This window comes from Bacillus sp. ISL-39 (assembly GCF_018613295.1).
GTDB lineage: Bacteria > Bacillota > Bacilli > Bacillales > Cytobacillaceae > Mesobacillus.
Genome location: NZ_JAGGQM010000013.1, coordinates 1 through 25,835, shown reverse-complemented (window position 1 = coordinate 25,835; position 25,835 = coordinate 1). Strand labels below are relative to the sequence as shown.

General features: G+C 43.4%; 23 protein-coding genes. 9 read left to right on the top strand and 14 right to left on the bottom strand.

What is annotated here, in order from left to right; genetic code table 11:
• Window positions 1-28: 28 nt before the first annotated feature.
• The gene (locus J7E37_RS12140; RefSeq protein ID WP_214782604.1) at window positions 29-223 is read right to left on the bottom strand and encodes a DUF951 domain-containing protein; all 195 of its coding nucleotides are present in this window, start codon (window positions 221-223) and stop codon (window positions 29-31) included.
• 17 nt (window positions 224-240) lie between these two features.
• A complete protein-coding gene (locus J7E37_RS12135; protein ID WP_214782601.1) occupies window positions 241-1,149 on the bottom strand; it encodes a mechanosensitive ion channel family protein in 909 nt (302 codons plus the stop codon).
• Window positions 1,150-1,524: 375 nt separating this feature from the next.
• Here J7E37_RS12135 and yyaC point away from each other — a divergent pair, with 375 nt between their 5' ends.
• Window positions 1,525-2,157, top strand: a complete 633-nt coding sequence (gene yyaC / locus J7E37_RS12130) for a spore protease YyaC (protein ID WP_215024179.1) — start codon at window positions 1,525-1,527, stop codon at window positions 2,155-2,157.
• Window positions 2,158-2,200: 43 nt separating this feature from the next.
• Here yyaC and J7E37_RS12125 read toward each other — a convergent pair whose 3' ends face one another.
• The 12 genes from J7E37_RS12125 to rpmH form a co-directional block, all read right to left on the bottom strand.
• The gene (locus J7E37_RS12125) at window positions 2,201-2,911 is read right to left on the bottom strand and encodes a DUF554 domain-containing protein (protein WP_214782593.1); all 711 of its coding nucleotides are present in this window, start codon (window positions 2,909-2,911) and stop codon (window positions 2,201-2,203) included.
• A gap of 213 nt (window positions 2,912-3,124) precedes the next feature.
• Window positions 3,125-3,973: a ParB/RepB/Spo0J family partition protein gene (locus J7E37_RS12120; RefSeq protein WP_214782590.1), complete on the bottom strand. Its 849-nt coding sequence runs from the start codon at window positions 3,971-3,973 to the stop codon at window positions 3,125-3,127.
• The gene (locus J7E37_RS12115; protein ID WP_214782584.1) at window positions 3,966-4,727 is read right to left on the bottom strand and encodes a ParA family protein; all 762 of its coding nucleotides are present in this window, start codon (window positions 4,725-4,727) and stop codon (window positions 3,966-3,968) included. The genes J7E37_RS12120 and J7E37_RS12115 overlap by 8 nt, the downstream gene beginning before the upstream one ends.
• 214 nt (window positions 4,728-4,941) lie before the next feature.
• Window positions 4,942-5,082, bottom strand: a complete 141-nt coding sequence (locus J7E37_RS12110) for a multidrug transporter (protein WP_251009635.1) — start codon at window positions 5,080-5,082, stop codon at window positions 4,942-4,944.
• Between the two features lie 162 nt (window positions 5,083-5,244).
• Window positions 5,245-6,138 carry a nucleoid occlusion protein gene (noc, locus tag J7E37_RS12105; protein ID WP_215024177.1) on the bottom strand — a complete coding sequence of 298 codons (894 nt, stop codon included), beginning with the start codon at window positions 6,136-6,138 and terminating at the stop codon, window positions 5,245-5,247.
• 189 nt (window positions 6,139-6,327) lie between these two features.
• Window positions 6,328-7,044 (bottom strand): 16S rRNA (guanine(527)-N(7))-methyltransferase RsmG, encoded by a 717-nt coding sequence (rsmG, locus tag J7E37_RS12100; protein WP_214782575.1) that lies wholly within the window; start codon window positions 7,042-7,044, stop codon window positions 6,328-6,330.
• A 410-nt stretch (window positions 7,045-7,454) separates the two neighbouring features.
• Window positions 7,455-9,341, bottom strand: coding sequence for a tRNA uridine-5-carboxymethylaminomethyl(34) synthesis enzyme MnmG (gene mnmG / locus J7E37_RS12095; protein WP_215024175.1), 1,887 nt, complete (start codon window positions 9,339-9,341; stop codon window positions 7,455-7,457).
• 111 nt (window positions 9,342-9,452) lie between these two features.
• Complete coding sequence (gene mnmE / locus J7E37_RS12090; protein ID WP_214782568.1) at window positions 9,453-10,838, bottom strand: tRNA uridine-5-carboxymethylaminomethyl(34) synthesis GTPase MnmE; 1,386 nt, start codon at window positions 10,836-10,838, stop codon at window positions 9,453-9,455.
• A gap of 724 nt (window positions 10,839-11,562) precedes the next feature.
• The gene (jag, locus tag J7E37_RS12085; protein ID WP_214782566.1) at window positions 11,563-12,183 is read right to left on the bottom strand and encodes an RNA-binding cell elongation regulator Jag/EloR; all 621 of its coding nucleotides are present in this window, start codon (window positions 12,181-12,183) and stop codon (window positions 11,563-11,565) included.
• Window positions 12,180-12,953: a YidC family membrane integrase SpoIIIJ gene (gene spoIIIJ / locus J7E37_RS12080; RefSeq protein WP_214735810.1), complete on the bottom strand. Its 774-nt coding sequence runs from the start codon at window positions 12,951-12,953 to the stop codon at window positions 12,180-12,182. Before spoIIIJ ends, jag begins: the two co-directional genes overlap by 4 nt.
• Before the next feature lie 162 nt (window positions 12,954-13,115).
• Window positions 13,116-13,478, bottom strand: a complete 363-nt coding sequence (gene rnpA / locus J7E37_RS12075; protein WP_214782564.1) for a ribonuclease P protein component — start codon at window positions 13,476-13,478, stop codon at window positions 13,116-13,118.
• 283 nt (window positions 13,479-13,761) lie between these two features.
• A complete protein-coding gene (rpmH, locus tag J7E37_RS12070) occupies window positions 13,762-13,896 on the bottom strand; it encodes a 50S ribosomal protein L34 (protein WP_013059930.1) in 135 nt (44 codons plus the stop codon).
• An 831-nt stretch (window positions 13,897-14,727) separates the two neighbouring features.
• Here rpmH and dnaA point away from each other — a divergent pair.
• The 8 genes from dnaA (at window position 14,728) to J7E37_RS12030 (ending at window position 25,291) form a co-directional block, all read left to right on the top strand.
• Entirely contained in the window at window positions 14,728-16,074 is a 1,347-nt protein-coding gene (dnaA, locus tag J7E37_RS12065; protein WP_214782560.1) for a chromosomal replication initiator protein DnaA, read from the top strand.
• Between the two features lie 181 nt (window positions 16,075-16,255).
• A complete protein-coding gene (dnaN, locus tag J7E37_RS12060; RefSeq protein ID WP_214782557.1) occupies window positions 16,256-17,392 on the top strand; it encodes a DNA polymerase III subunit beta in 1,137 nt (378 codons plus the stop codon).
• Between the two features lie 384 nt (window positions 17,393-17,776).
• Window positions 17,777-17,992 carry a S4 domain-containing protein YaaA gene (gene yaaA / locus J7E37_RS12055; protein WP_214782554.1) on the top strand — a complete coding sequence of 72 codons (216 nt, stop codon included), beginning with the start codon at window positions 17,777-17,779 and terminating at the stop codon, window positions 17,990-17,992.
• Between the two features lie 19 nt (window positions 17,993-18,011).
• Window positions 18,012-19,130: a DNA replication/repair protein RecF gene (recF, locus tag J7E37_RS12050; protein WP_215024173.1), complete on the top strand. Its 1,119-nt coding sequence runs from the start codon at window positions 18,012-18,014 to the stop codon at window positions 19,128-19,130.
• Window positions 19,131-19,140: 10 nt separating this feature from the next.
• A complete protein-coding gene (gene remB / locus J7E37_RS12045; RefSeq protein WP_192472746.1) occupies window positions 19,141-19,389 on the top strand; it encodes an extracellular matrix regulator RemB in 249 nt (82 codons plus the stop codon).
• Window positions 19,390-19,518: 129 nt separating this feature from the next.
• Entirely contained in the window at window positions 19,519-21,426 is a 1,908-nt protein-coding gene (gyrB, locus tag J7E37_RS12040; protein ID WP_251009634.1) for a DNA topoisomerase (ATP-hydrolyzing) subunit B, read from the top strand.
• 127 nt (window positions 21,427-21,553) lie between these two features.
• On the top strand, window positions 21,554-24,112 hold the full coding sequence (gene gyrA / locus J7E37_RS12035) for a DNA gyrase subunit A (protein WP_214782548.1): 2,559 nt from the start codon (window positions 21,554-21,556) through the stop codon (window positions 24,110-24,112).
• Window positions 24,113-24,205: 93 nt separating this feature from the next.
• On the top strand, window positions 24,206-25,291 hold the full coding sequence (locus J7E37_RS12030; protein WP_214782545.1) for an HD-GYP domain-containing protein: 1,086 nt from the start codon (window positions 24,206-24,208) through the stop codon (window positions 25,289-25,291).
• The last annotated feature ends 544 nt before the right edge of the window (window positions 25,292-25,835 follow it).

Here is a 25,835-nt window from a genome sequence, read left to right as displayed (position 1 = left end):
TACAAGAAGGCCAAAAAAAGAAGCAGGATTATTCTCCCTGCTTCGATAAAACCTTCTTTACTTTTCGAGTGAACTCTTTTCTGGGAATCAAAACACTGTGCTCGCAGCCTACACATTTGATTCGGAAATCCATGCCAAGGCGAATGATTTTCCACTTATTGGTGCCGCAAGGATGTGGTTTTTTCATTTCAACAACATCATTAAGTTGAAACTCGTGCTCCAATTTTAAAACCTCCTTGTTTATTTACCTAATTCTTTTTGCTCTCCGCCTTCCTGGCGTGAGTACATAACCATTCTTGGGAATGGAATTTCAATTCCGTGCTGATCCAGCAGAAGCTTGATATCCTTGCGGAGCTGTCTTCCGATATACCAGTGTTTCATCGGCAGTGTTTCCGCGACAATCCGCATGACAACCTCTGAAGCGCCAAATTGCTGGACGCCTAAAAGCTCAGGTGCCTTCACCAGTTCTGGATACTTTTCAGTCGTTGTATCAAGATATTCCTGCAGTACTTTTTCAGCGTATTCAATATCCCCTTCATAAGCAATTCCTATATCGAGAACCGAAACACTGTTATAAATCGAGAAGTTGGTGACTTCTATGATGCTGCCATTAGGAAGGATATTCATTTCCCCTGTAAAGCTTTTAATCTTCGTCGTCCGCAGCCCAATTTCCTCCACCGTTCCTTCAAATTGTCCGATCCGGACATAATCACCTACAGAGAACTGATCTTCAAAAATAATGAAGAAACCAGTAATGATGTCTTTTACAAGACTCTGTGCCCCGAAACCGACTGCCAGACCGACAATCCCGGCACCGGCAAGCATTGCCTTGACATCGATCGTCATCGCCGCAAGAATGGACATAATTGCAATAAAGTAGACAACATATGTCAATACATTTTCAAGCAGCTTCATCAAAGTCATTTCCCGCCGCTCGGAGACCCTGATTGGCCCCCTTGTCTTCATTTTAAAGACATTATGGATCGCAAGCTTGCCAACTCGAATCAGCAAAACGGAAACGATCAGGATCGCCAGGATTTTCAGGGTACCTTCCCCGACTGCAAACCAGAGATCTTCATCCATCAGCTTTTGACTCATTTTATTAAAAAACGCTTCTGTCTTCGTAAGACTTTCTTCCGTTTTAGTCATATTTTCACCCGCCTGTAAATTTCATGCTTACAATATCATACGTTATGTAACAAAGTAGAAGATTTCATACAAACACAACCATTTTAACAAGTTTTATAATGTAGTTAAAGAAGGCTGTTTCTACAAGTTGGTGGTATAAGTAGATAGTATGAAGGTTTCATTCAAAGTCAGCATTTTATTATTTTAATATAGAATAATCATTTTATGATAGGCACTCAACCATTATAAAGTCTTTCATAAAAAATAAGTCCTTCTTCCTCCAAAAAAAATCCACTGCTCCAAAAGACCCTGTTTAAATCTTTCTGTTTACAGGTATGTATAGATTACAAAAAAAGTCCGTATACTGATAGTACGAATTTTTAAGGAGTTGATCCAATGAATCTCAAAAACCATTTTTTCGAGCGGAAAAACAATCTGGCAAAAATTAACCATGAGGATGAGCTGGCTGCGGAAAAGCTGGCTTCTGAAATCCTGGACCATTTGCCTAATTTCAGCACACGCCCAATTGTTTTTGTCTGTATTGGAACTGACCGCTCTACCGGTGATTCATTGGGTCCGCTAATCGGAACGCTTCTCGAGGAAAAAGAAATTGCGCCTTACCATGTATATGGAACTCTCGATGACCCGATACATGCTGTCAATATGGATGCTAAACTGGCAGAAATTAAAGAAAAGCACTTCAATCCTTTTATTATCGGCATAGACGCCTGCCTGGGCAGATTAAAAAGCGTCGGATCCATCCAGGTAGGAAATGGGCCAGTCAAGCCAGGTGCCGGAGTGAATAAGGAACTGCCTGAGGTCGGCAATATGCACATTACAGGCATCGTCAATGTCAGCGGGTTCATGGAATTCTTTGTCTTGCAAAACACCAGGTTGAACCTCGTTTTAAAAATGGCAAAAACAATCGCGAACGGTATTTTCGAGAGCAGCCAGCAGCTACCTAAGAAACAGGAATGGCCTAAAATCAACTGGGACCTTGAAACCGAGCAGCCAACGGTTGCCGAATAATAAGTCTAAAAATGCCTGGAGGCTATCCAGGCATTTTTCAATTTTAAACTCCAATCATATAATGTGAAATGGTGACAAGAACGCCAGTAACCAGGATACCTGGCAAAAGGTTCGCAACCCTGATTGTTGTCAAACCGATCATGTTCAGGCCGATGGCAAAAATCATGACGCCTCCGGTAGCAGTCAATTCAAGGATGAAGCTGTCCATCAAGGCCTGTGGAATAAACTTATCAATTTGAGTCGCGAATAATGCAATCGTCCCCTGGTAAAGCATAACCGGAATGGCGGAGAAAAGAACACCAATCCCTAGCGTTGTAGTGAGAATCAATGCAGTAAAGCCGTCAATGATGGCCTTTGTATAGAGGACGTCATGATCGCCGCGAATCCCGCTGTCGAGAGCGCCGATAATCGCCATGGCGCCAATGACAAAGATCAGGGTCGCCGTCACAAATCCCTGTGAAATACTTCCTTCCCCTTTTGAACCAAGCCTTTTTTCAAGCCAGTCTCCAACTGAATTCAGCTTATCCTCCAGCTTCCAGGCTTCCCCGAGCACTGCACCAATGACCAGACTTAAAATGACAATCAGGAAGTTGGCGCTTTTAAAGCCCATTTGCAGTCCCAATACCATGACGGCAAGCCCGATGCCATGCATGACTGTGGCTTTCATATTTTCAGGGATTCTTGTCAATAGCCGGCCAAGCAGGGTCCCTATGATAATCAATAACCCATTTACAATGGTGCCAAGTAAAAACATATTGTTCACCTATCTTCAGATTTTGTATGATACGCGTATGTAAAAGTTGTTTTCGCATTAATTGTTGCTTTTCGTACATGTTCTATATTCGCGCTAAAAAAGAGGTCGGGGCTCTTTTCGAGGAGACTTCTTAATAAGGATTACTTTTGGTTGAGAAAGCATCAAAGTTTACGAAAAGAGCCTAGTAAAAAAAGAAGCCATCAAATTGATAGCTTAGGAGTTTTGCTGATCTAACAGTTCCAGAATCCGTTCGAGATCATCCTTTGAGAAGAATTCTATTTCAATCTTCCCTTTGTTTTTGGATTGTTTGATGTTTACAGTTGTCCCGAAACGCTCTCGAAGCGTCGTCTCCCGTTCACGGATGAAAACATCTTTTGTCACTTTTTCCTTTTTTGTTTCACGTGGAACAACTTCGTTCATCTGCTGGATCAGCTGCTCAAGCTGGCGGACATTCATTCCATCCTTAAGGATTTTATCCACCAGGATCGGAAGCTTATCTTTCTTTCTCAGCCCCAGAAGCGCGCGTCCATGCCCCATTGAAATCTTGCCATCTGAAATCAGCTGCTGGATTTTAGGGGGGAGCGACAGCAAACGGATATGGTTTGCCAAATGCGGCCGGCTTTTGCCCAGCCTTTTCGCTAACTCTTCCTGAGTGAGCTTCAGCTTTTCAATCAAGGTTTGATAGGCGATACCCTCTTCGATTGGATTCAGGTCTTCACGCTGAAGATTCTCCAATACGGCAAGCTCCATCATTTGCTGTTCATTCAATTCGCGGACAACTGCCGGAACTGTCTCAAGCTTTGCTTCCTTCGCTGCCCGGAAACGTCTTTCCCCAACAACAATTTCATAGCCTTTTATAGTTTTCCTGACAATAATCGGCTGAAGGATACCATGTTCCTGGATTGATAGTTTCAATTCCTCGATCGCTTCCGGCTGGAAAACTTTTCGTGGTTGATAAGGATTCGGCCTTATTTCTTTGATGCTGATTTCCTGAACCTTTTCTTCTTTTTCAGCTTCCATGTTAAAGAAAGCATTCAATCCTTTACCTAAGCCTTTAGCCATTTGCAACCACTTCCTTTGCAAGATCTAAATAAACCTCTGCCCCGCGGGACTTTGGATCATATATGATAATTGGCTCTCCATGGCTTGGAGCTTCACTCAACCGGACATTCCTTGGAATGACTGTCTTGTACACTTTGTCCTGGAAGTACTTCTTCACTTCCTCGATGACTTGGAGACCAAGATTCGTACGCGCATCCAGCATCGTCAGCAGGACGCCTTCAATCTTCAGATCCTGGTTCAAATGCTTCTGTACGAGGCGGACAGTATTCAGGAGCTGACTTAGTCCCTCCAGAGCATAATACTCACACTGGACAGGGATGATGACGGCATCTGAAGCCGTCAAAGCATTCAGTGTCAATAAACCAAGGGACGGAGGACAGTCAATGATAATATAATCAAAACGATCCTTCACTTCCTCGAGGGCCCGCTTCAAGCGAACCTCCCTTGAGATCGTGGGCACAAGCTCAATTTCCGCTCCAGCAAGCTGGATGGTCGCTGGAATTGTATATAGATTCTCTACGGCTGTTGGCTGGATTACATTTTTAGCTTCAACATCGTCAACAAGAACATCATAGATGCATTGCTCAACATCCGCTTTCTCAATCCCCACACCGCTGGTAGCGTTTCCCTGAGGATCCGTATCAACAAGCAGCACTTTCTTTCCTATGTATGCAAGGCAAGCACCAAGATTCACCGATGTCGTCGTTTTCCCGACTCCGCCTTTTTGATTCGCAATCGCGATGATTTTTCCCACATTGTCACCTTCTTTCAAACCAGTAAAATAGTATATTTTCAGCTTTTATAAGCAAAAAACGCATTAAAGATCAGGCATTTCCCGCAGTTTCTGATAAAACTGACCGAAAAAAGCAATCATGTATTCTATTTTATCATGAATCAAGATAGTTGATAGAATTTTTATTAAAAAGAAATAATGCGGTAATATTACGCCCTATCAGAAGAAAAGGCTCTTAAATAAGGCTGTTGATTTTCGTTCCAGGTGCTTCTCTTTCCGCAGGGCGACGCTGAGCCTCCTCGCCGCTGCTGGCGTCTGCGGGGTCTCTTCTTTCAGCTGATGCTCCAGGAGTCTTCGCGCCTTCCACTACAATCAACAGGTGTTAAAACCAACATTGGGCTATAACAGAGCCTTTTTAAAGAAAAACACTGTGATAAGAGAAGTTAGTTAACTTAAAAGCACTATTACCTCGAAATTGATTGGATTGTATTTCACAACAAAAAAAACGGGAGACAGCCTGTCCCCCGCTAGCAATCTATTATTTCTTTTTTGGTATGCGAATCGTGAATTGGTAGAACTCTTCAAATTCTTCTTCTTCCGAATCGAGATTGATGCCGCTGTCGGAAACCATTGTCAGCGACTGGCGGATGGTATTGACGGCAATCCTCATATCCTTGCTGAATGCCTTCCGCTTTGGCTTTGGTTTCTCTTCATTCTGACTCAGTAGCTTTACGACGCGTTCTTCCGTTTGTTTGACATTGAGGGCTTTCTCAATGACCTCTGCCAATAGCTGCACTTGCAGCTGAAGGTTTTTTAACGGGATTAACGAACGGGCATGACGTTCTGTAATCGACTTATTTAAAAGCGCATCCTGCACTTCCTGCGGAAGCTTTAGCAATCGCAGCTTATTCGCAACGGTTGATTGACCTTTTCCCAGTCTTTGCGCCAGGGCTTCCTGGGTAAGGTTATGGATTTCCAGCAATTTACCATAAGCCATTGCTTCTTCAATCGGTGACAGCTCCTCACGCTGGAGGTTCTCGATCAAAGCAACGGATGCCGTTTCGGAATCGGATAGATTCTTAACAATTGCAGGAACTTCTTCCCACTCAAGCTTTTTCATCGCCCGCCAGCGGCGTTCACCTGCGATGATTTCAAACCGATCCTGATCGAATTCCCGGACGACGATTGGCTGGATTACTCCATGTATGTGAATGGTACGGGCCAATTCTTCAATTTTTTCATCATCAAATACAGTTCTTGGCTGGTATCTATTTGGAATAATATGGTCAATCGGAATTTTCTTTATTTCTTCGTTTTCTATGCTGTCAATTTCCTCAACCGTCTGTTCTTCCACTTGGTTCTGTTCTTCCATTTGATTCCGTTCTTTTTCCTTTTCCCCAAGGCCAAAAAAGCGCGAAAAAGAAGGCTTCATCACCTACACCACCTTTATGAACTCCCTATTACATATTCTCTATAAAAATGACAAGTTCCTGCCTATAGACTCTATTATAAACTAAATTCATTATTCAAAATAGACCAAAGAGCATACGCGAACATGGCTGGTTTCATCAAACGTGCACCTCGGGTCTTTGACTGGAGGTGCTGTGGATGATGGATGCCTCTATTCAATCGGCGTTTTATTCGGAGTTCCCGGTTTTCTTGGGTACTTCTTAGGTGTTGCTTTTAATTTGTTAATGATTAAAATATTCCGTTCGCTCTCTTCCACCGGCAAAGTGAATGAATGAGCGGATCTCAGCTTCCCGCCAAGGACAGCGATCGCTTTTTCGCCAACCTGCAGTTCCTCTCCTGCCTGGTTGCCCTTCATGGCGACGAATGTCCCGCCTACTTTTACCAGCGGAATACAAAGCTCGCTTAATACTGACATCCTTGCAACTGCCCTTGCCATCACAACATCATATTTTTCACGGTGAGAAGGATTCTGTCCGAATGTCTCGGCACGATCGTGAATGAAAGTCGTTCCTTCCAGTCCCAATTCCTTCGAAAGCTGCTCCAGAAATGTAATTCGCTTATTCAGGGAATCAACAATTGTCACCTTGATTTCCGGGAAGGCAATTTTAATCGGGATACTTGGGAAGCCGGCACCGGCACCAACATCACATAAATTGAGCGGCTTGTTAAAATCAAAATAAAATGCTGCGGAAACGGAATCATAGAAATGCTTCAAATACACATCAGGCTTTTCTGTGATCGCAGTTAAATTCATTTTTTCATTCCACTCGACGAGCATTTGGTAATACTTTTCATATTGCTCCATTTGCTTCTGGGAAAGCTCAATCCCCTTTTCAGCGAGCAAAGTTTTAAATTGATCTGTATTCATAAGCCAACCCTTTCTGTCCTTGCTGGTGATTTTATAAGAAAAGCGCAAGCGCCTTGGTCAGCCCCGACAAGCGTTGCCCGACAATAACGCCACGTCCTCCCAAAAGCTACCGCTTTCGGTCGTGCAATGAATCGCTTCGAAGCTTTCCTTGTCCTGTGGCTGTCGGGTCTGCACGTCCTGTGCCCCAGAGGGCCGACCAGTGAAGTCGCTCTTTGACTTCATCGGGCGGACCGAATTCGAAAAGTATAGCCGACTGCCCAGAAACGCAGAAACTGGAGACTCCGACCCTGCCGGCGGAGTTGAAGTTTCGAAATTTCTAGGAGGCGACACTAGACAAACGTCTCGAGGGGCTAGGCTGGAGCTAGACACTAATCTATCTGGATAAATTATACTTTCTCCAATTAAAAATTTTACGATTGAATCCGTGCAATACGCCCTTGTTCCAAATAAACAAGCAGAATAGAGATGTCAGCAGGATTCACACCTGAGATTCTCGATGCCTGTGCCAATGTTAGCGGACGTACTTCCTTCAGTTTTTGGCGAGCCTCTGTCGCCAATCCGGAAATCGCATCATAATCAATATTTTCCGGGATTTTCTTGTCTTCCATCTTTTTCAGCCTTTCAACCTGCTGAAGAGATTTCTCGATGTATCCCTCATATTTGATTTGAATTTCTGTCTGTTCTTCTGTTTCAAAATCAAGGTCGCCAGCTGCAGGAACAAGCTGCTTGATATGCTCATAAGAAACCTCAGGACGCTTCAATAAATCTGAAGCACGGATGCCATCCTTCAACTCACTGCCGCCAAGCGAACGGATCAGTTCCTGGACCTCGGCTGTCGGTTTGATGATGATGGATTGCAGGCGTTGTTTCTCACCTTCGATTGCTTCTTTTTTCGCTAAAAACTTCTGGTAGCGTTCTTCGGTAATCAAGCCGATTTCGTAGCCTTTTTGAGTCAAGCGAAGATCCGCATTGTCATGACGCAGAAGCAGGCGGTATTCTGCTCTAGATGTCAACAGACGGTATGGTTCATTTGTTCCTTTTGTCACGAGGTCATCAATCAATACACCGATATAGGCATCGGCGCGGCTCAGGATGACTTCTTCTTTGTCCAACGCCCTTCTGCCGGCATTGATTCCAGCCATGATTCCCTGGCCAGCTGCCTCTTCATAGCCTGATGTACCGTTGATTTGGCCTGCAGTATAAAGATTTTTGATTAGTTTCGTTTCCAATGTTGGCCACAGCTGCGTCGGCACGACGGCATCATACTCAATCGCATAGCCGGCACGCATCATTTGTACCTTTTCCAGTCCAGGTATCGTCTGGAGGATTTTATGCTGGACCTCTTCAGGCAAGCTGGTTGATAATCCCTGCACATACACTTCCTGAGTGTTCCTTCCTTCCGGCTCGAGGAAGATCTGGTGGCGCGGCTTGTCATTAAAGCGGACAACCTTATCCTCGATGGATGGGCAGTAGCGCGGGCCAGTTCCCTTGATCATTCCGGAATACATTGGTGACCGGTGCAAATTGTCATCAATCAGCTGGTGTGTGCGCTCATTCGTATATGTCAGCCAGCAAGGAAGCTGATCTGTGATGTATTTCGTCGTTTCATAGGAAAATGCACGGTGGACATCATCACCAGGCTGGATTTCTGTTTTTGTATAATCGATACTCTCACTGTGCACACGAGGCGGCGTTCCCGTTTTAAAACGAACCAGGTCAAAGCCAAGCTCCTCGAGGTGCTCCGAAAGCTTGATTGACGGCTGCTGGTTGTTCGGGCCGCTTGAATATTTCAATTCGCCGAGGATGATTTCCCCGCGCATATACGTACCAGTCGTGATGACAACTGTTTTTGCGCGATAAATGGCTCCAGTCTGCGTAATGACCCCTTTACATTCTCCGTCCTCTACGATCAGGCGCTCAACCATGCCTTGTACCAATGTAAGGTTCTTTTCATTTTCCAGCGTCTTTTTCATTTCATTTTGATAATCGAATTTATCGGCCTGAGCCCTCAACGCACGAACTGCAGGTCCTTTTCCTGTATTCAGCATCCTCATCTGGATGTATGTTTTATCGATATTGCGGCCCATTTCGCCGCCCAATGCGTCAATTTCCCGTACAACAATACCCTTTGCAGGTCCGCCGATTGACGGGTTGCACGGCATGAACGCAATCATATCAAGATTGATGGTAATCATCGCGGTTTTCGCACCCATGCGTGCCGGCGCAAGTGCTGCCTCAACACCCGCATGGCCGGCACCAACTACAACCACATCATAATTTCCGGCTTCATAGCCCATCCTGCTGCCTCCTTTTTATGCCCCATTCAAACATCTGTATAGTCCAAAAGCGCTACATCAAATAAATCTAATAGCAAGAGAGAAAATTTTATGAAAATAGTTTCTTTATTATTACTTCCCTAAGCAGAACTGGGAAAATAACTGGTCGATTAAGCTTTCATGCACGCTTTCTCCAATAATTTCGCCAAGCAGCTCCCAGGAACGAGTCAGATCGATCTGGACGATATCAATTGGAGTTCCCATTTCGACACCCGAGATTGCTTCTTCTATTGAATGGACAGCCTGATTCAGGAGTGCGATATGGCGGCTGTTCGAAACATACGTCATATCTCCCGATTCGATCGCACCTGAGAAGAACAGGCTGGATATCGCTTCTTCCAGCTCATCCACTCCCTTGTCCTCCAGCAATGAAGTTGTGACAAGAGAATAACTCTTCCCAAGCTCCTTCACCTGGTCCATATCAATTTTTTGCGGCAGGTCGGTTTTGTTGACGATGACAATCACGTCCATTCCCTCAACCGCTTTGAAAATGTTCCGATCCTCTTCCGAAAGCTCATCCGAATAATTCAGAACAAGCAAAATCAAATCAGCTTCCTTCAAGACCTGACGGGACCGTTCTACACCAATTCTTTCGACAATATCTTCCGTTTCGCGGATTCCCGCTGTATCAAGCAGCCTTAAAGGAACACCACGGACATTCACATATTCCTCGATGACATCACGCGTGGTCCCTGGTATATCAGTAACAATCGCTTTATTTTCATGCACAAGGCTGTTAAGCAGCGAAGATTTCCCTACATTTGGGCGGCCAACTATGACGGTGGACAATCCTTCACGGAGGATTTTTCCCTGCTGTGAGGTTTGGAGAAGCTTCTCAAGCTCCCCTTTTACATACTTCGCCTTCTCCAAAAGCATATTATGCGTCATTTCTTCTACATCGTCATATTCCGGATAATCGATATTCACTTCGACATGCGCAAGAACTTCTAAGATTTCCTGACGCAGCTTCTGGATCAGCCTGGATAGGCGTCCTTCCATCTGACCAAGAGCCAGGTTCATCGCACGGTCTGTTTTCGCTCTGATCAAGTCGATGACTGCCTCAGCCTGGGAAAGGTCGATACGTCCATTTAAAAAAGCCCGTTTTGTAAATTCCCCCGGCTCCGCCAGTCTCGCTCCCTGATTCAGAACAAGCTGGAGCACACGGTTTACAGAAACAAGACCCCCATGGCAGTTGATTTCAACTACATCCTCTTTCGTGAACGTTTTTGGCCCTCTCATGACAGAGACCATTACTTCTTCCGCGACTTGTCCAGTTTTCGGATCAATCAGATGGCCGTAATGGATTGTATGCGAGGCAACCTCACTCAGCTTCTTGCTGCCAACCCCTTTGAACAGGCGATCTGCTATTTCGAAAGCCTGATCACCGCTTAAACGGACAATCGCAATCGCTCCTTCACCCATCGGCGTAGAAATCGCCGCAATCGTATCAAATTCCATTTGCTCACCCCGCTTTTTCCATAAAAATGATTTATATCAAAAAAGATTAAAGTTTGTTTTCTACAAATTACTAGAATATCACATCACTTTAGCGAAAAAAAGAAAGTAATACTTTCAACTGTGAATTTATCCACAACTCATTAAATAAACTTATTTAATTTTAACTTATCCACATGTGAATAACAATAAAACCAAATGAGGAAATAAATGATTTTTATTTGTGTTGTGGAAAAATGGATTGGGTTGAGTTAGCTGGAGGGATGATTGACGCAGAAGTGTTGTCTGACCTGAAATACTGGATGTTGAATTTTGATTTTAATTTCTAGCGTACCAGTGAATAAAACTTGAATATGATTCAACTAGATCTCTCGATGTTGGCAGGAGTTTGGATATGAATAATGACAATTGATGTGATTAAGATGGGTGGTTGGAATGATAAATTGGAAAAAGTCCGCGATAAATTCCAATTCGCCAATAAAAATGAAATATCGCCAATAAACTGCTCATTTTCGCCAATATAATTCGTTTTTCGCCAATAAATCTTGATTATCGCCAATAAAATTTTTAAATGATCAAAATTATATCACTGAGAGTCCAAAAAATAATGAATTTCAACTCTCATGAAGGACTTATGAAGCAGATACTCAAAAAATATGCCAAATCCTTAAATATATCGCACAAAAAACCCGAACCAGCGCTGGGTTCGGGTTTTTTCACTCATTAATTACTTTGAAGGCGCGATCACAATATGTCTATGTGGCTCTGTGCCATCGGAATAGGTTTTGATTTTTTTATTTGACATCAATGCAGTATGAATCACTTTGCGTTCATACGAAGGCATAGGTTCGAGCGCAACGGTCTGTCCGGTTCTGACTGCTTTTTGCGCAAGGCGTTCAGCCAATTGCACGAGTGTATCGCTCCTGCGCTGGCGATAATCCTCCGCATCAAGCAAGACAGTAGCATACTGTTCAGAATAACGGTTCATTACGAGCTGGGTCAAAAATTGCAGGGAATTCAGTGTTTGTCCTCTTTTTCCGATCAGCAAAGCGATCTTCTCGCCTGACATCGTAAAGAGTACTGTTTTCCCTTCCTTCTTCACATCAACTTCAATTGGAGCTCCCATTTGCAAGCCAACCGATTTCAAATAATTTACGGCTTCTTCAACAGCATCAATTTTAACTGTCACCTTGACGACAGCCGGGCGTGTGCCGAAAAGTCCGAAAATCCCCTTTTTGCCTTCATCAATTACATCAATTTCTGTGCGGTCTTTGGTTGTGTTTAATTGAGCTAAAGCGGATTCTACTGCTTCGTCGACATTTTGTCCTGTAGCAGTTACCTGTTTCACTTTTTTGCTCCTCCCGCATTGCCGGCAGCAGTTGCCTTAAGATCCGGCCCTTTAATAAAGTAAGTTTGAACAATCATGAATAAGTTACCGACTACCCAGTACAATGAAAGTGCTGCTGGGAAGTTGATCGCGAATACAATGATCATGATTGGCATCAGCCATAGCATCATCGCCATTTGCGGATTTGCTTCCTGGCCGGCCATCATCATTTTTTGCTGGATGAACGTTGTAGCACCTGCGACTAACGGCAGGATATAATATGGATCCGGTGAACCAAGGTCGAACCACATGAAGTTATGCTCGGCAATCTCCCTTGTTCTTGAAATCGCGTGGTAGAAACCAATCAGGATCGGCATCTGGACGATTAGCGGGAAACAGCCTGCAAGCGGATTGACACCATGCTTTTGGAACAGTGCCATCGTTTCCTGCTGCAGCTTCTGCTGGGTTTTCTGGTCCTTCGAGCTGTATTTTTCCTTCAGCTTCTGCATTTCCGGCTGCAACGCCTGCATCGCCTTGGAGCTCTTTGTCTGCTTGATCATAAGCGGCAGGATAGCCAGGCGTATGATCAAAGTAACAGCGATAATCGATAATCCGAAGCTGCCCCAGAGCCATTCAGCCATCTTGACGATTAACAAGGACAATGGATAAACAATGTATTCATTCCAAAAACCCTTGCTTTCCTCAGTGATTGGCTGGTCATACTCCATACAGCCTGTCAGCACGGTCATCACCAAAAGCAAGCCCATTATCAATAATATTCTTTTTTTCAAGCTTCATTTCCTCCTAACTTCCCGGTACGTTCATTTATTTTCAAAAGTTTGTCCCAAAATTTATGTACATTTAGCTTTGTCAGCGCCATGCAATCAAGAGTATTTTAACATCTTTTATAGGGAAGCGCTTTTAAAAAATGCAATTCGGCAAATATTTTTGCCTCACTCATTATCTCCAGGTTTCGGCTTCTTCAAAACCTTCCCGACCTTCAAGACATGCTCAAGGCTTTTCTTCACTTCATGCATGTCCATTTCACTAGTTGGCTTCCGGGCGATGATGATGTAGTCATTCCCGTTATGGACGCGGTCCTGGAATTCATGGAAGGATTGCCGGATATATCGCTTGATCTGGTTGCGCATGACGGCATTGCCGATTTTTTTGCTGACCGACAGCCCGATGCGGAAATTTTCCTGGTCGGGTTTTTTCAGGATATAGACAACGAATTGCCGGTTCGCAACAGATCTTCCCTTTTTGAAAGCCTCTTGAAATTCTTTATTTTTTTTCACTCTAAAGTCTTTTTTCATCTATAACACCTTCAATTCTCTATGGATCTTTACGGGAACTTGTTTGGAATAGTGATAAATGGATTTATTTAAAGGCTGTGTAAATCAGACTGTTGATTTTCGTTCCAGGCGTTGAGCCTTCCGCTACAATCAACAGGATATCAAAATAAATGATACATTTTTACACAGCCTATTTAAAAAGTATAGCCAAAAATAAATCCCTTAAAGCCCATCTCGCTCAGCAAGCTCAGCTCCCAAAATAGTATTGCCCAAAGAGAAAAAAGACCACTGACATTTCAGTGGCCTAAGCTGATAATACTTTTCTTCCTTTGCGACGACGGCGAGCAAGAACCTTACGGCCATTTGCACTGCTCATGCGGGCACGGAATCCGTGAACTTTGCTGTGTTTACGTTTATTTGGTTGATAAGTGCGTTTCATATATGTTACACCTCCCTGAGGAATAGCTGTTACAGACAGTCTTTGTAATTATAAAGAGGGGCAGCGTATATTGTCAAGTGCCTATTCGGAATTCGCTGGCATTGGCATAATTTTAATTACTTATCTCCTGGGACTTCTGCAATCTCTACTTTCTAAAATGAATTCGGACCATTCCTCTACATTTCGGAACACTTTCCGAACTTCTATATATGATCCTCATCCAAAAGCTAGCTGGCCATTATAAAATTTACAAAGGCTCACAATTAATTTTTGAAGAATATTATCCGCCCATAAAATAATTATTAATCTCAATATTTATCCGCTATTTTTCCTCTTTAAAGCGTCCTGTGGACAAAATTCGACACATTTTTTATTATCCACAACCCTTTCTGACAGCTTTTACACAATTCAAGTGCCTGTGGACAATTAATCTCCACAGTGATAGTGTATTGTGGATAATGTATTAAAAAGCGTTGCGCCATGCTAGATTATCTGATATTATATTTGTGTTTTCACTCTTAATAATTCGATAACGAAAATATACTTATCCACAAATTGTGGATAAGCTGTGGATAGGTTATTCAGGCCTGTTGTAAAACTTTGTCCACAGAAAGTGGATATTGTCGAAAAGCTTCATTTCTTCCTTATTATATATTTTTCCACATTAATAGTTTTGTATATTTATTAATCCAGGGGTTGTACAGCATGTATAACCTTTGATTTTGTGCTTTTCGGGCATGGATGCAAAAGATTAAATATGAAACTGTGAGTGCAATGCAGCCAGATATAGAGAAAAAATGCGTAAAACGACTAGAAAAGGAGGGATAATTGTTGGAGAACATTGCAGATCTCTGGAACAACGCTCTCGCTAAAATCGAGAAAAAGATCAGCAAGCCAAGTTTCGATACATGGCTCAAATCAACGAAGGCGCATTCCTTGCAGGGGGACGTCCTTACGATTACAGCCCCGAATGAGTTTGCCCGTGACTGGCTGGAGGAACGTTATTCCCAGTTAATCAGCGGTATTTTATATGAAATCACTGGTGAAGAGCTTTCTGTAAAATTCATCATTCCGCAGAACCAGAACGAAGAAGATCTCGACATTCCATTGCCGCCAAAACGAGTGAAGAAAGAAAACGATATTCCAGATTTGCCTGTCAGCATGCTCAACCCGAAATATACATTCGATACTTTTGTCATTGGTTCGGGCAACCGTTTCGCACACGCAGCCTCGCTTGCTGTAGCAGAAGCGCCGGCAAAAGCCTATAATCCCTTATTCATTTATGGGGGCGTCGGACTTGGTAAGACCCACTTGATGCATGCAATCGGGCACTATGTACAGGATCATAATCCGAATGCGAAAGTGGTTTATTTGTCATCCGAAAAATTCACGAATGAATTTATCAATTCGATAAGGGACAATAAAGCGGGAGATTTCCGCAATAAGTACCGCAATGTCGATGTCCTGCTCATAGATGATATTCAATTTTTGGCTGGAAAAGAACAAACACAGGAAGAGTTTTTCCATACCTTCAATACACTGCACGAGGAAAGCAAGCAGATTGTCATCTCCAGTGACCGTCCGCCAAAAGAAATCCCAACGCTTGAAGACAGGCTGAGATCCCGCTTCGAATGGGGGTTAATTACGGATATCACACCGCCAGATCTCGAGACCAGGATTGCGATTCTCCGTAAAAAGGCGAAAGCAGAAGGCCTGGATATTCCGAATGAGGTTATGCTCTATATCGCGAACCAAATCGACTCCAACATCCGCGAACTTGAAGGAGCTTTGATTCGTGTCGTCGCTTATTCTTCACTGATCAACAAGGATATCAATGCGGACCTGGCGGCTGAAGCGCTAAAGGATATAATCCCTAGTTCCAAGCCGAAGGTAATCACGATTCTCGACATCCAGAGGGTTGTAGGCCAGCATTTCAATGTAAAGCTAGAGGACTTTAAAGCGAAGAAAAGGACGAAATCCGTCGCTTTCCCTAGGCAAATCGCTATGTACTTATCTAGAGAGCTGACAGATTTCTCTCTGCCTAAAATTGGCGAAGAATTTGGAGGGCGTGACCATACGACGGTCATCCATGCCCATGAAAAAATTTCAAAGATGATTTCAGTTGATTCAAGCCTGCAAAAGCAGCTGAAAGAAATAAATGAACAATTAAGGGTTTAGGAAAGTGTGAATAACTCTCCATTGGTTACGCACAGTCTGTCCACATGTGGATAGGCTGTGTTTCCTTTGAATAAATCCACTTATCCACAAATCCACAGGCCCTACTAGTACTTCTACTATTTTTTAAAACATATTAATATATGCATTACAGAAAAAAATATTCCTAACTGGAGGCTAAAAAATGAGATTTATTATCCAGCGCGATTCATTGCTCCAAAGCGTCCAAGACGTAATGAAGGCAGTGACGAGCAGAACAACAATCCCCATTTTGACAGGTATTAAGATTGTTGCGAATGAAGAGGGAGTAACTCTTACAGGCAGCGATTCTGATATTTCCATCGAATCTTTCATTCCTAAAGAAGAAAACGGGGATGAAATCGTCGAAATCAAACAGCCAGGATCTATTGTTTTGCAAGCTCGTTTCTTTAGTGAAATCGTTAAGAAGCTTCCTACAGATTCAGTAGAAATCGATGTCCACAATAATCTCCAGACCATTATCCGTTCTGGCAAATCAGAATTTAACCTGAATGGCCTGGATGCTGAGGAATATCCACATCTTCCGCAAATTTCGGAAGAGCATGTATTCAAAATTCCTACAGACTTATTGAAAGGTCTGATTCGCCAGACTGTCTTTTCAGTGTCCACCTCAGAAACACGCCCAATCTTGACAGGTGTAAACTGGAAGGTCGAAAACAATGAGTTAATCTGCATTGCAACAGACAGCCACAGGCTTGCGTTGAGAAAGGCGAAACTCGAAGCGGAGAACACTGGAAGCTATAATGTGGTCATCCCGGGTAAAAGCTTGACAGAATTGAGCAAGATTCTGGATGACAGCTCAGAATCAGTGGATATCGTCATTACAGAAAACCAGGTATTGTTCAAAGCAAAGCACTTATTGTTCTTCTCAAGACTGCTTGAGGGAAATTATCCTGACACTGGAAGATTGATCCCAACTGAGAGCAAAACAGATGTAGTCGTTAACACAAAGGAATTTCTTCATGCAATCGATCGTGCATCCCTGCTTGCCAGAGAAGGAAGAAACAATGTGGTTAAGTTTTCTACAATCGAAGGCGGCGCTATCGAGGTTTCCTCCAACACGCCGGAAATCGGTACTGTTGTCGAAGAAATCCAAAGCCAATCCATCGATGGTGAGGATCTGAAAATTTCATTCAGCGCGAAATATATGATGGATGCCCTGAAAGCATTGGAAGGAACAGAAATCCAAATCAGCTTTACAGGCGCAATGAGACCATTCGTCATCCGACCGCTTCACGACGATTCCATCCTGCAGCTGATCCTGCCGGTAAGAACGTACTAAAATCCATACTGCCACCAGTTTTAATTGCTGGTGGTTTTTTTCTATATGTTGAAAAAATGGACTTTGTTATAGTCTGAAGGTGATTCTTAGCAACCTGTTGATTGTAGTGGAAGGCGCGTAGACTCCTCCGAAAATGCTACCGCATTTCCATCGTGCGCGGGCAGGTCCGGGAAGCAATTCAATGTCCTGTGGGATCAGCTGAACAGGTGAGACCCGCAGGAGCTTGCTCCGAGGAGGCTCACCTCCAGCCCCACGGAAAGAGAAACGCCTGGAACGTAAATCAACAGGCCAAGATCATAGGAAAAAAATAAGAAAATTTGTTTCTATGGAAAAAATTTAGTAAAATAAAGTATTAAGTCCTTTTGGAAGAAAAGGGTGAGAAACGTGAATGAGAAAATAAAAATTGATACGGAATATATCACGCTTGGCCAATTCCTGAAACTTGCCGATGTAATCCAATCAGGCGGAATGGCAAAGTGGTTTTTAAGTGAACATGATGTTTTTATCAATGGTGAACAAGATCAGCGAAGAGGCAGGAAGCTTCGTTCCGGAGATCAGGTATCGATTCCTGGTTTAGGCGAGTTCAGCATAACGCAATAATCCAGAGGATGAACTGTTCATGTATATAGAGGAACTGCAGTTAAGGAATTACCGCAATTACCAGGGATTAGAGGCGGTATTTGAAAATAAGGTAAATGTCATCCTCGGGGAGAATGCCCAGGGAAAAACGAATGTCATGGAGTCAATCTACGTGCTGGCAATGGCAAAATCGCACCGTACCTCCAATGATAAAGATTTAATTCGCTGGGATGAGGAATATGCTAAAATAGAGGGACGGATTAAAAAAAACAACGGATCATTGCCGATGCAGCTTGTCATTTCCAAAAAAGGCAAGAAGGCAAAGGTCAATCATCTTGAACAGCGGAAGCTAAGCCAGTATGTCGGCAATATGAATGTCGTCATGTTTGCTCCTGAGGATCTTAATCTTGTAAAAGGGAGCCCTCAAGTAAGACGACGGTTTGTCGATATGGAAATTGGTCAGGTATCGGCAATTTATTTGCATGATATGGGCCAGTACAACAAAATCCTTCAGCAGCGGAATCATTATCTGAAGCAGCTGCAGATCAAAAAGGCTTCAGACCATACAATGCTCGAGATTCTGACTGAACAATTTATCCAGGCTGCTGCCAGAATCATTGTGAAGCGGTTTGAATTCCTGAATTTGCTCGAACAGTGGGCATTGCCGATCCACCAGGGAATAACAAGAGGGCTTGAGGACTTAAAAATAGTCTACAAACCCTCAGCAGAGGTATCAGAAGATGATGATTTGTCGAAAATGATAGCAGTGTATGAAGAAAAATTTGCTAAAATGAAGATGAGAGAGATTGACCGGGGTACCACCATGTTCGGGCCGCACCGGGATGATCTGCAATTTTTCGTAAATGGCCGTGATGTCCAGACGTTTGGATCGCAGGGTCAGCAGCGGACGACAGCACTTTCCGTGAAATTGGCGGAGATTGAATTGATCAATTCAGAAATTGGCGAATATCCAATCCTGCTGCTTGATGATGTCCTGTCTGAGCTGGATGATTATCGCCAATCCCATTTATTAAATACCATCCAGGGGAAAGTTCAAACCTTCGTCACGACCACTAGTGTGGATGGAATTGACCATCAGACATTAAGGGAAGCAGCCACTTACAAAGTGAAAACCGGCGAAATGTCAAGAATCCAATGAGGTGGACTACATGTATTTGCATGTTGGTGAAGAAGTCCTAGTCAGGACAAAAGATATAATAGCGATATTAGACATTGAAAGCGCCAGTTCTTCTCCATTCATGGAGGAGTTCATAACGCGCCAGGACCAGCAGATTATCCATTTGGCCAAGGGAACGGTCAAATCAATCGTGGTAACAGGAAATCATATATATTATTCCCCACTTGCATCAGGAACATTAAAGAAACGCTCCCAAAAATTATCCGTTCAGGAATTTTAATAGATCGGCATCTTCGCAAAAAATGTCGAAAAACAACGATATATGCGAAAATAGCCAATAGATATGTTTTCAAAAAGTTGAGTCAAAATGAAAGTGTAGGTGATCGATATGGCTATGGAGGAACAATCCATGCAAGGACAAGCGTACGATGAAAACCAGATACAAGTGCTTGAGGGCCTGGAAGCTGTACGCAAACGTCCAGGGATGTATATCGGATCAACGAGTGTAAAAGGCTTGCACCATCTTGTATGGGAAATCGTTGATAATAGTATAGATGAAGCACTTGCCGGCTACTGTGACGAGATCAATGTCATTATCGAAGAAGATAACAGTATCACAGTTCAGGATAATGGCCGCGGAATCCCTGTCGGTATCCACGAGAAAATGGGAAGGCCAGCAGTTGAGGTCATCATGACAGTACTTCACGCCGGAGGTAAATTCGGCGGCGGAGGCTATAAGGTATCCGGAGGTCTCCACGGTGTTGGTGCATCCGTTGTTAATGCCCTGTCTACTTATCTTGAAGTATTTGTCCATCGTGATGGCAAAGTCCATTATCAGAAATTCGAACGCGGTGCTGTAGGCGATCCATTGAAAATCATTGGTGAAACAGACCGTACAGGAACGACTGTACACTTCAAGCCGGACCCGGAAATTTTCACTGAGACATTGGAATATGACTATGAAACACTCGCAAACCGTCTGCGTGAACTTGCCTTCCTGAACAGAGCAATCAAGATCACGATTGAGGATAAGCGCGGTGAAGGCAAAAATAATGAATATTACTACGAGGGCGGAATTAAATCCTATGTTGAGCATTTAAACCGTACCAGGGAAGTCCTTCACGAAGAACCGATTTATATTGAAGGTGAAAAAGAAGGCATTACTATTGAGGTTGCTCTTCAATATAACGATAGCTATACAGGGAACATCTATTCATTCGCGAATAATATCCATACCTATGAAGGTGGTACACACGAATTTGGCTTCAAAACAGCTTTGACTCGTGTGATTAATGATTATGCACGCAAACACGGAATCTTCAAGGAAAGTGATTCAAATCTCTCAGGAGATGACGTTCGTGAAGGTTTGACGTCAATCGTGTCGGTCAAGCACCCTAATCCACAATTCGAAGGCCAGACGAAAACAAAGCTCGGGAATTCAGAAGTCCGTACGGTAACTGACACACTGTTTTCCGACCACTTTGAAAAATTCATGCTGGAAAACCCGAATATCGCAAGAAAGATTGTCGACAAAGGACTAATGGCAGCAAGAGCGAGACTGGCAGCGAAAAAGGCACGTGAGCTGACAAGAAGAAAGAGCGCGCTTGAAATTTCAAGCTTGCCGGGTAAACTGGCTGACTGCTCTTCAAAGGACCCGGCCATCAGTGAAATATATGTTGTTGAGGGTGACTCTGCGGGCGGATCGGCCAAGCAGGGCCGTGACCGCCACTTCCAGGCGATCCTGCCATTGCGCGGTAAAATCCTGAACGTTGAAAAATCGCGTCTTGATAAAATTTTATCCAATAATGAGGTTAGAGCGATCATTACGGCAATCGGTACAGGGATTGGCGAAGATTTCGACCTTTCAAAAGCTCGTTACCAAAAAATCGTCATCATGACCGATGCCGATGTCGACGGCGCCCATATCCGTACTCTATTGTTGACGTTCTTCTACCGCTATATGAGAAAGATCCTAGAAGCAGGATACATTTATATTGCCCAGCCGCCTTTATACAAAATCCAGCAGGGCAAAAAAATCGAATATGCTTATAACGACAAGCAGCTCGAACAGATCCTCGCGGAGCTTCCACAGCAGCCGAAGCCAGGCATCCAGCGCTATAAGGGGCTTGGTGAGATGAATCCTGAGCAGCTATGGGAGACAACGATGAATCCTGAAACAAGGACACTGCTCCAGGTAAGCCTTGAAGATGCAATCGAATCGGATGAAACCTTTGAAATCCTGATGGGTGATAAGGTAGAGCCTCGACGCAATTTCATCGAGCAGAATGCACTTTATGTAAAAAACCTGGATATTTAATAATATATGGTCAGGATAGAAGGTTCTGCCTCTATCCTGCTTTTTCTGAAATGGCCAAGGGGCGCGCAGAGCGTTTTTCCCCTATATGGCCGTGCTGAACAGAGTTCCTAAAGGAGGTTTCTCTTAAATGGCTGAAACACCAAATCCACGTGTAAAAGAGATTAATATTAGCCAGGAAATGCGATCATCCTTCCTGGATTATGCCATGAGTGTTATCGTGGCACGTGCGTTACCGGATGTCCGTGACGGCTTGAAGCCTGTACACAGAAGGATCCTGTACGCGATGCATGACCTTGGCATGCATTCAGATAAGGCCTACAAAAAATCGGCGAGGATCGTCGGCGAAGTTATCGGTAAGTATCACCCGCACGGTGACTCTGCCGTATACGACACAATGGTCCGTATGGCTCAGGATTTTAACTACCGCTATATGCTTGTTGATGGTCATGGAAACTTTGGATCTGTCGATGGCGACGCGGCAGCCGCGATGCGTTATACAGAAGCTCGAATGTCAAAAATTTCGATGGAGCTTTTACGAGACATCAATAAAGATACAATAGATTATCAGGATAACTATGACGGTTCTGAAAGGGAACCGATTGTCATGCCTTCACGGTTCCCGAACCTGCTCGTCAATGGTACTTCCGGTATCGCTGTCGGAATGGCGACAAACATCCCACCTCACCAGCTTGGCGAGGTGATAGATGGAGTATTGGCAATCAGTAAGGATCCTGACATGACAATTATGGAACTGATGGAAATCATCACAGGACCGGACTTTCCGACTGCAGGTATGATACTGGGCCGCAGTGGCATCCGCAAGGCTTATGAGACAGGCCGCGGATCGATCACCCTCCGTGCGAAAGTTGAAATCGAACAAAAATCAAACGGCAAGGAAGTCATCATCGTCAGGGAACTGCCTTACCAGGTTAATAAAGCCAAGCTGATTGAAAAAATCGCTGAATTAGTCCGCGACAAGAGGCTTGACGGCATTACAGACCTGCGGGATGAATCTGACCGCAAGGGTATGAGGATCGTCATTGAAGTTCGTAAGGATGCGAATGCCAATGTGCTTTTAAATAACCTTTACAAACAAACTGCATTGCAGACAAGCTTTGGGATCAACCTTCTTGCTTTAGTCGATGGACAGCCGAAGGTTCTTAACCTCAAGCAATGCCTGGAATACTATCTTGACCATCAGGTAGTCGTCATTAGACGCCGTACAGAGTTTGAACTTAGAAAGGCAGAAGCACGTGCCCACATTCTCGAAGGTCTGCGAATCGCGCTTGATAATCTTGATGCGGTCATTAGCCTGATCAGAAGCTCACGCACTACGGATATAGCAAGAGAAGGATTAATGACACAGTTCAAGCTATCCGAAAAGCAAGCACAGGCTATTCTTGACATGCGTCTGCAGAGGCTTACAGGCTTGGAACGCGAAAAGATCGAAGAAGAGTTCCAAAACCTTATGCAGCTAATCTCGGAATTAAAAGCGATCCTTGCTGATAATGAAAAAGTGCTGGAAATCATCCGCGAAGAACTTACTGAAATCAAAGAGCGCTTCAACGATGAGCGCCGAACGGAAATCGTATCGGGCGGATTGGAAATGATCGAGGATGAAGACTTAATTCCTCGTGAAAATATCGTCATTACCCTTACACATAACGGCTACGTAAAGCGCCTGCCTGTTTCAACATATAGAGCACAGCGACGCGGAGGCCGCGGCATCCAAGGTATGGGAACAAATGAGGATGATTTTGTTGAACATCTGGTTACCACATCGACGCACGATACGATCCTCTTCTTTACAAACAAGGGTAAGGTGTATCGATCGAAGGGTTACGAAATACCGGAATTCAGCCGTACGGCGAAGGGAATCCCAATCATCAACCTTTTGGAAATCGAAAAGGGCGAATGGGTCAACGCCATTATTCCTGTTTCAGAATTTGTGGATGACTGGTTCCTGTTCTTCACAACGAAAGAAGGAATTTCAAAACGTTCTCCACTTTCATCATTCGCGAATATCCGCAACAATGGACTAATTGCCCTGAACCTGCGTGAAGGCGATGAATTGATCTCTGTCAGAATGACAGACGGCAGCAAAGAAATGATCATCGGCACGAAGAACGGCTTATTGATCCGTTTCCCTGAAACCGATGTCCGCTCCATGGGCCGTACTGCCACAGGAGTAAAAGGTATTACCCTGTCTGATGACGATGAAGTTGTCGGCATGGAAGTACTTGAAGAAAGTGCTGAAATCCTCGTTGTAACGAAGAACGGATACGGCAAAAGAACCCCTTCCGAAGAATATAGAAGGCAAGGAAGAGGCGGAAAGGGAATCAAGACATGTAACATCACTGATAAAAACGGCGACCTTGTGACGATGAAAGTCGTGACTGGTGAGGAAGACCTTATGCTGATCACAACAGGCGGTGTCCTGATCCGCATCCCTGTAAGCTCGATCTCCATGACAGGCCGTAATACACAGGGTGTAAAATTGATCAGCCTCAACAAAGCAGAAAATGAATATGTTGCGACAGTTGCGAAAGTCGATAAGGAAGAAGAAGAAAAGCCTGAAGACGTCGAACTGGATGAAAATGCTGAAGCAACAATTGACCCTGAAGAAGTTGCCAGTGAAGGAACAGAAAAGACTGAAGAACTGCCAACTGAAGTGGATGAAGAATAAACTTTTGAGAGGAACACAAAAATGTGTTCCTCTTTTTTGGTAAAATAAAGTAAAATAAATTGTAAGAAAATTTAAATTCTGGGGTGGAAGGCCTTGCGTGTACTAGTAGACAACCTTAAAGAGGGCTGTATCCTTACTGATGATGTTCTTAGTAAAACGAGTAGACCCATCATGAATAAAAAAACAGTATTATCAGAACAGCTGATAGGAATCCTTAAAGTCTTTCTAATTAAAGAAGTAGATGTGGAGAAAACACTAGTGAATGGTTTGCCTTTTCAGGCACCTTCGTCTGGCAGCGATAAAAAAGTGAGCTTAAAGTCTAACGAGGATGGAAAGACTTTTATCGATCTGTTTTTACAGGCCAGGCAGAAATTCAGGAAAGAGTTTATCTCCTGGCAATCAGGAATGCAGATAGATATTGCTAAACTAAGAACGATTATTGTTCCTTTGATTGAGCAGACAGAGATGACATCTTCGGATATATTCAATCTTCATCATTATTCAACCAAGACTGAATACATCTACGATCATCCATTGGCTGTAGGAATCATCAGTGCCTTCATCGCCAAAAAGCTGAATTACAGCAAAGGGGATATCACCCAGATTGCACTGGCTGGATGTTTATCGGATTGCGGAATGGCGAAAATCAGTCCATCACTTCTTAATAAAAACTCGACTTTAACTGTAGATGAATTTGAAGAAATCAAAAAGCACCCTACATACAGCTATCAAATGGTAAAAAACAGTCCATTGCTGAAGGACGCTACAAAAATTGCGATTCTTCATCATCATGAAAGAATGGATGGCAGCGGCTATCCATTTGGGGAAAAGGCAAATAGGATCCATCCTTTTGCAAAGATCCTCGCTGTAGCTGATTCTTTTCATGCGATGACTTCGGAAAGGATTTATAAGCCAAAACACTCTCCATTTAAAGTAATAGAGATGATCAATGAGGAGCTATTTGGCGAATTCGACATTACCGCCTTGAAAGCTTTGAGTTCTGCCATCATGAATTATTCAGTTGGAACAAAAATCCGCCTTTCAGATGGACAGGCAGCAGAAATCATTTTTGTTGAAGAAAAGAACCCGGCAAGGCCACTGGTTAAGTTGCTTGAGACAGAACAGATCCTTGCCTTGGAAAAGAACAGATACTTGCATATCGAGGACATCATCCAGTAAGCTGGCGTTCCAAGCCGGCTTTTGTTTTTTTTAATGGCTGTTTTCTCAAACTTTGTTGCTATTGACTACAAAATAGGATTGAATGACCTATTTACCTTCGAAAAGTTGATTCTTTTGTGAGAAAAGAGCATGCAAACTTAATACCGACCTGCAAAATGGCCTTATATTAAGTTAAAATCGGTTTTAGGATTTTAACAACAATCATTACGAAAACAGCCTTTTAAATAGAGATTATGACGCTGTCTTTTGGGATCTGAAAAAGAGTTATGACTAAAAAATTGTATAGTTTTAAGAAAGTGGCTAAAAAGTATTGCATTAAAATAATTTGCCTGATATAATCTTCAAAGTCAGTAAGGAGACAATAACGTTTAAATCAATAGTTTTTGAAAAAAGTTATTGACTTATACAGTTAGTAAATGTTATATTATTAAAGTCGCTTCTGGGCGACGATGCAAGAATTGCTCTTTGAAAACTAAACAAACAAGCGTCAACAAACAATAAATTATCATGGCTTCTATTATAGAAGAACATGAGCCAACGTTTT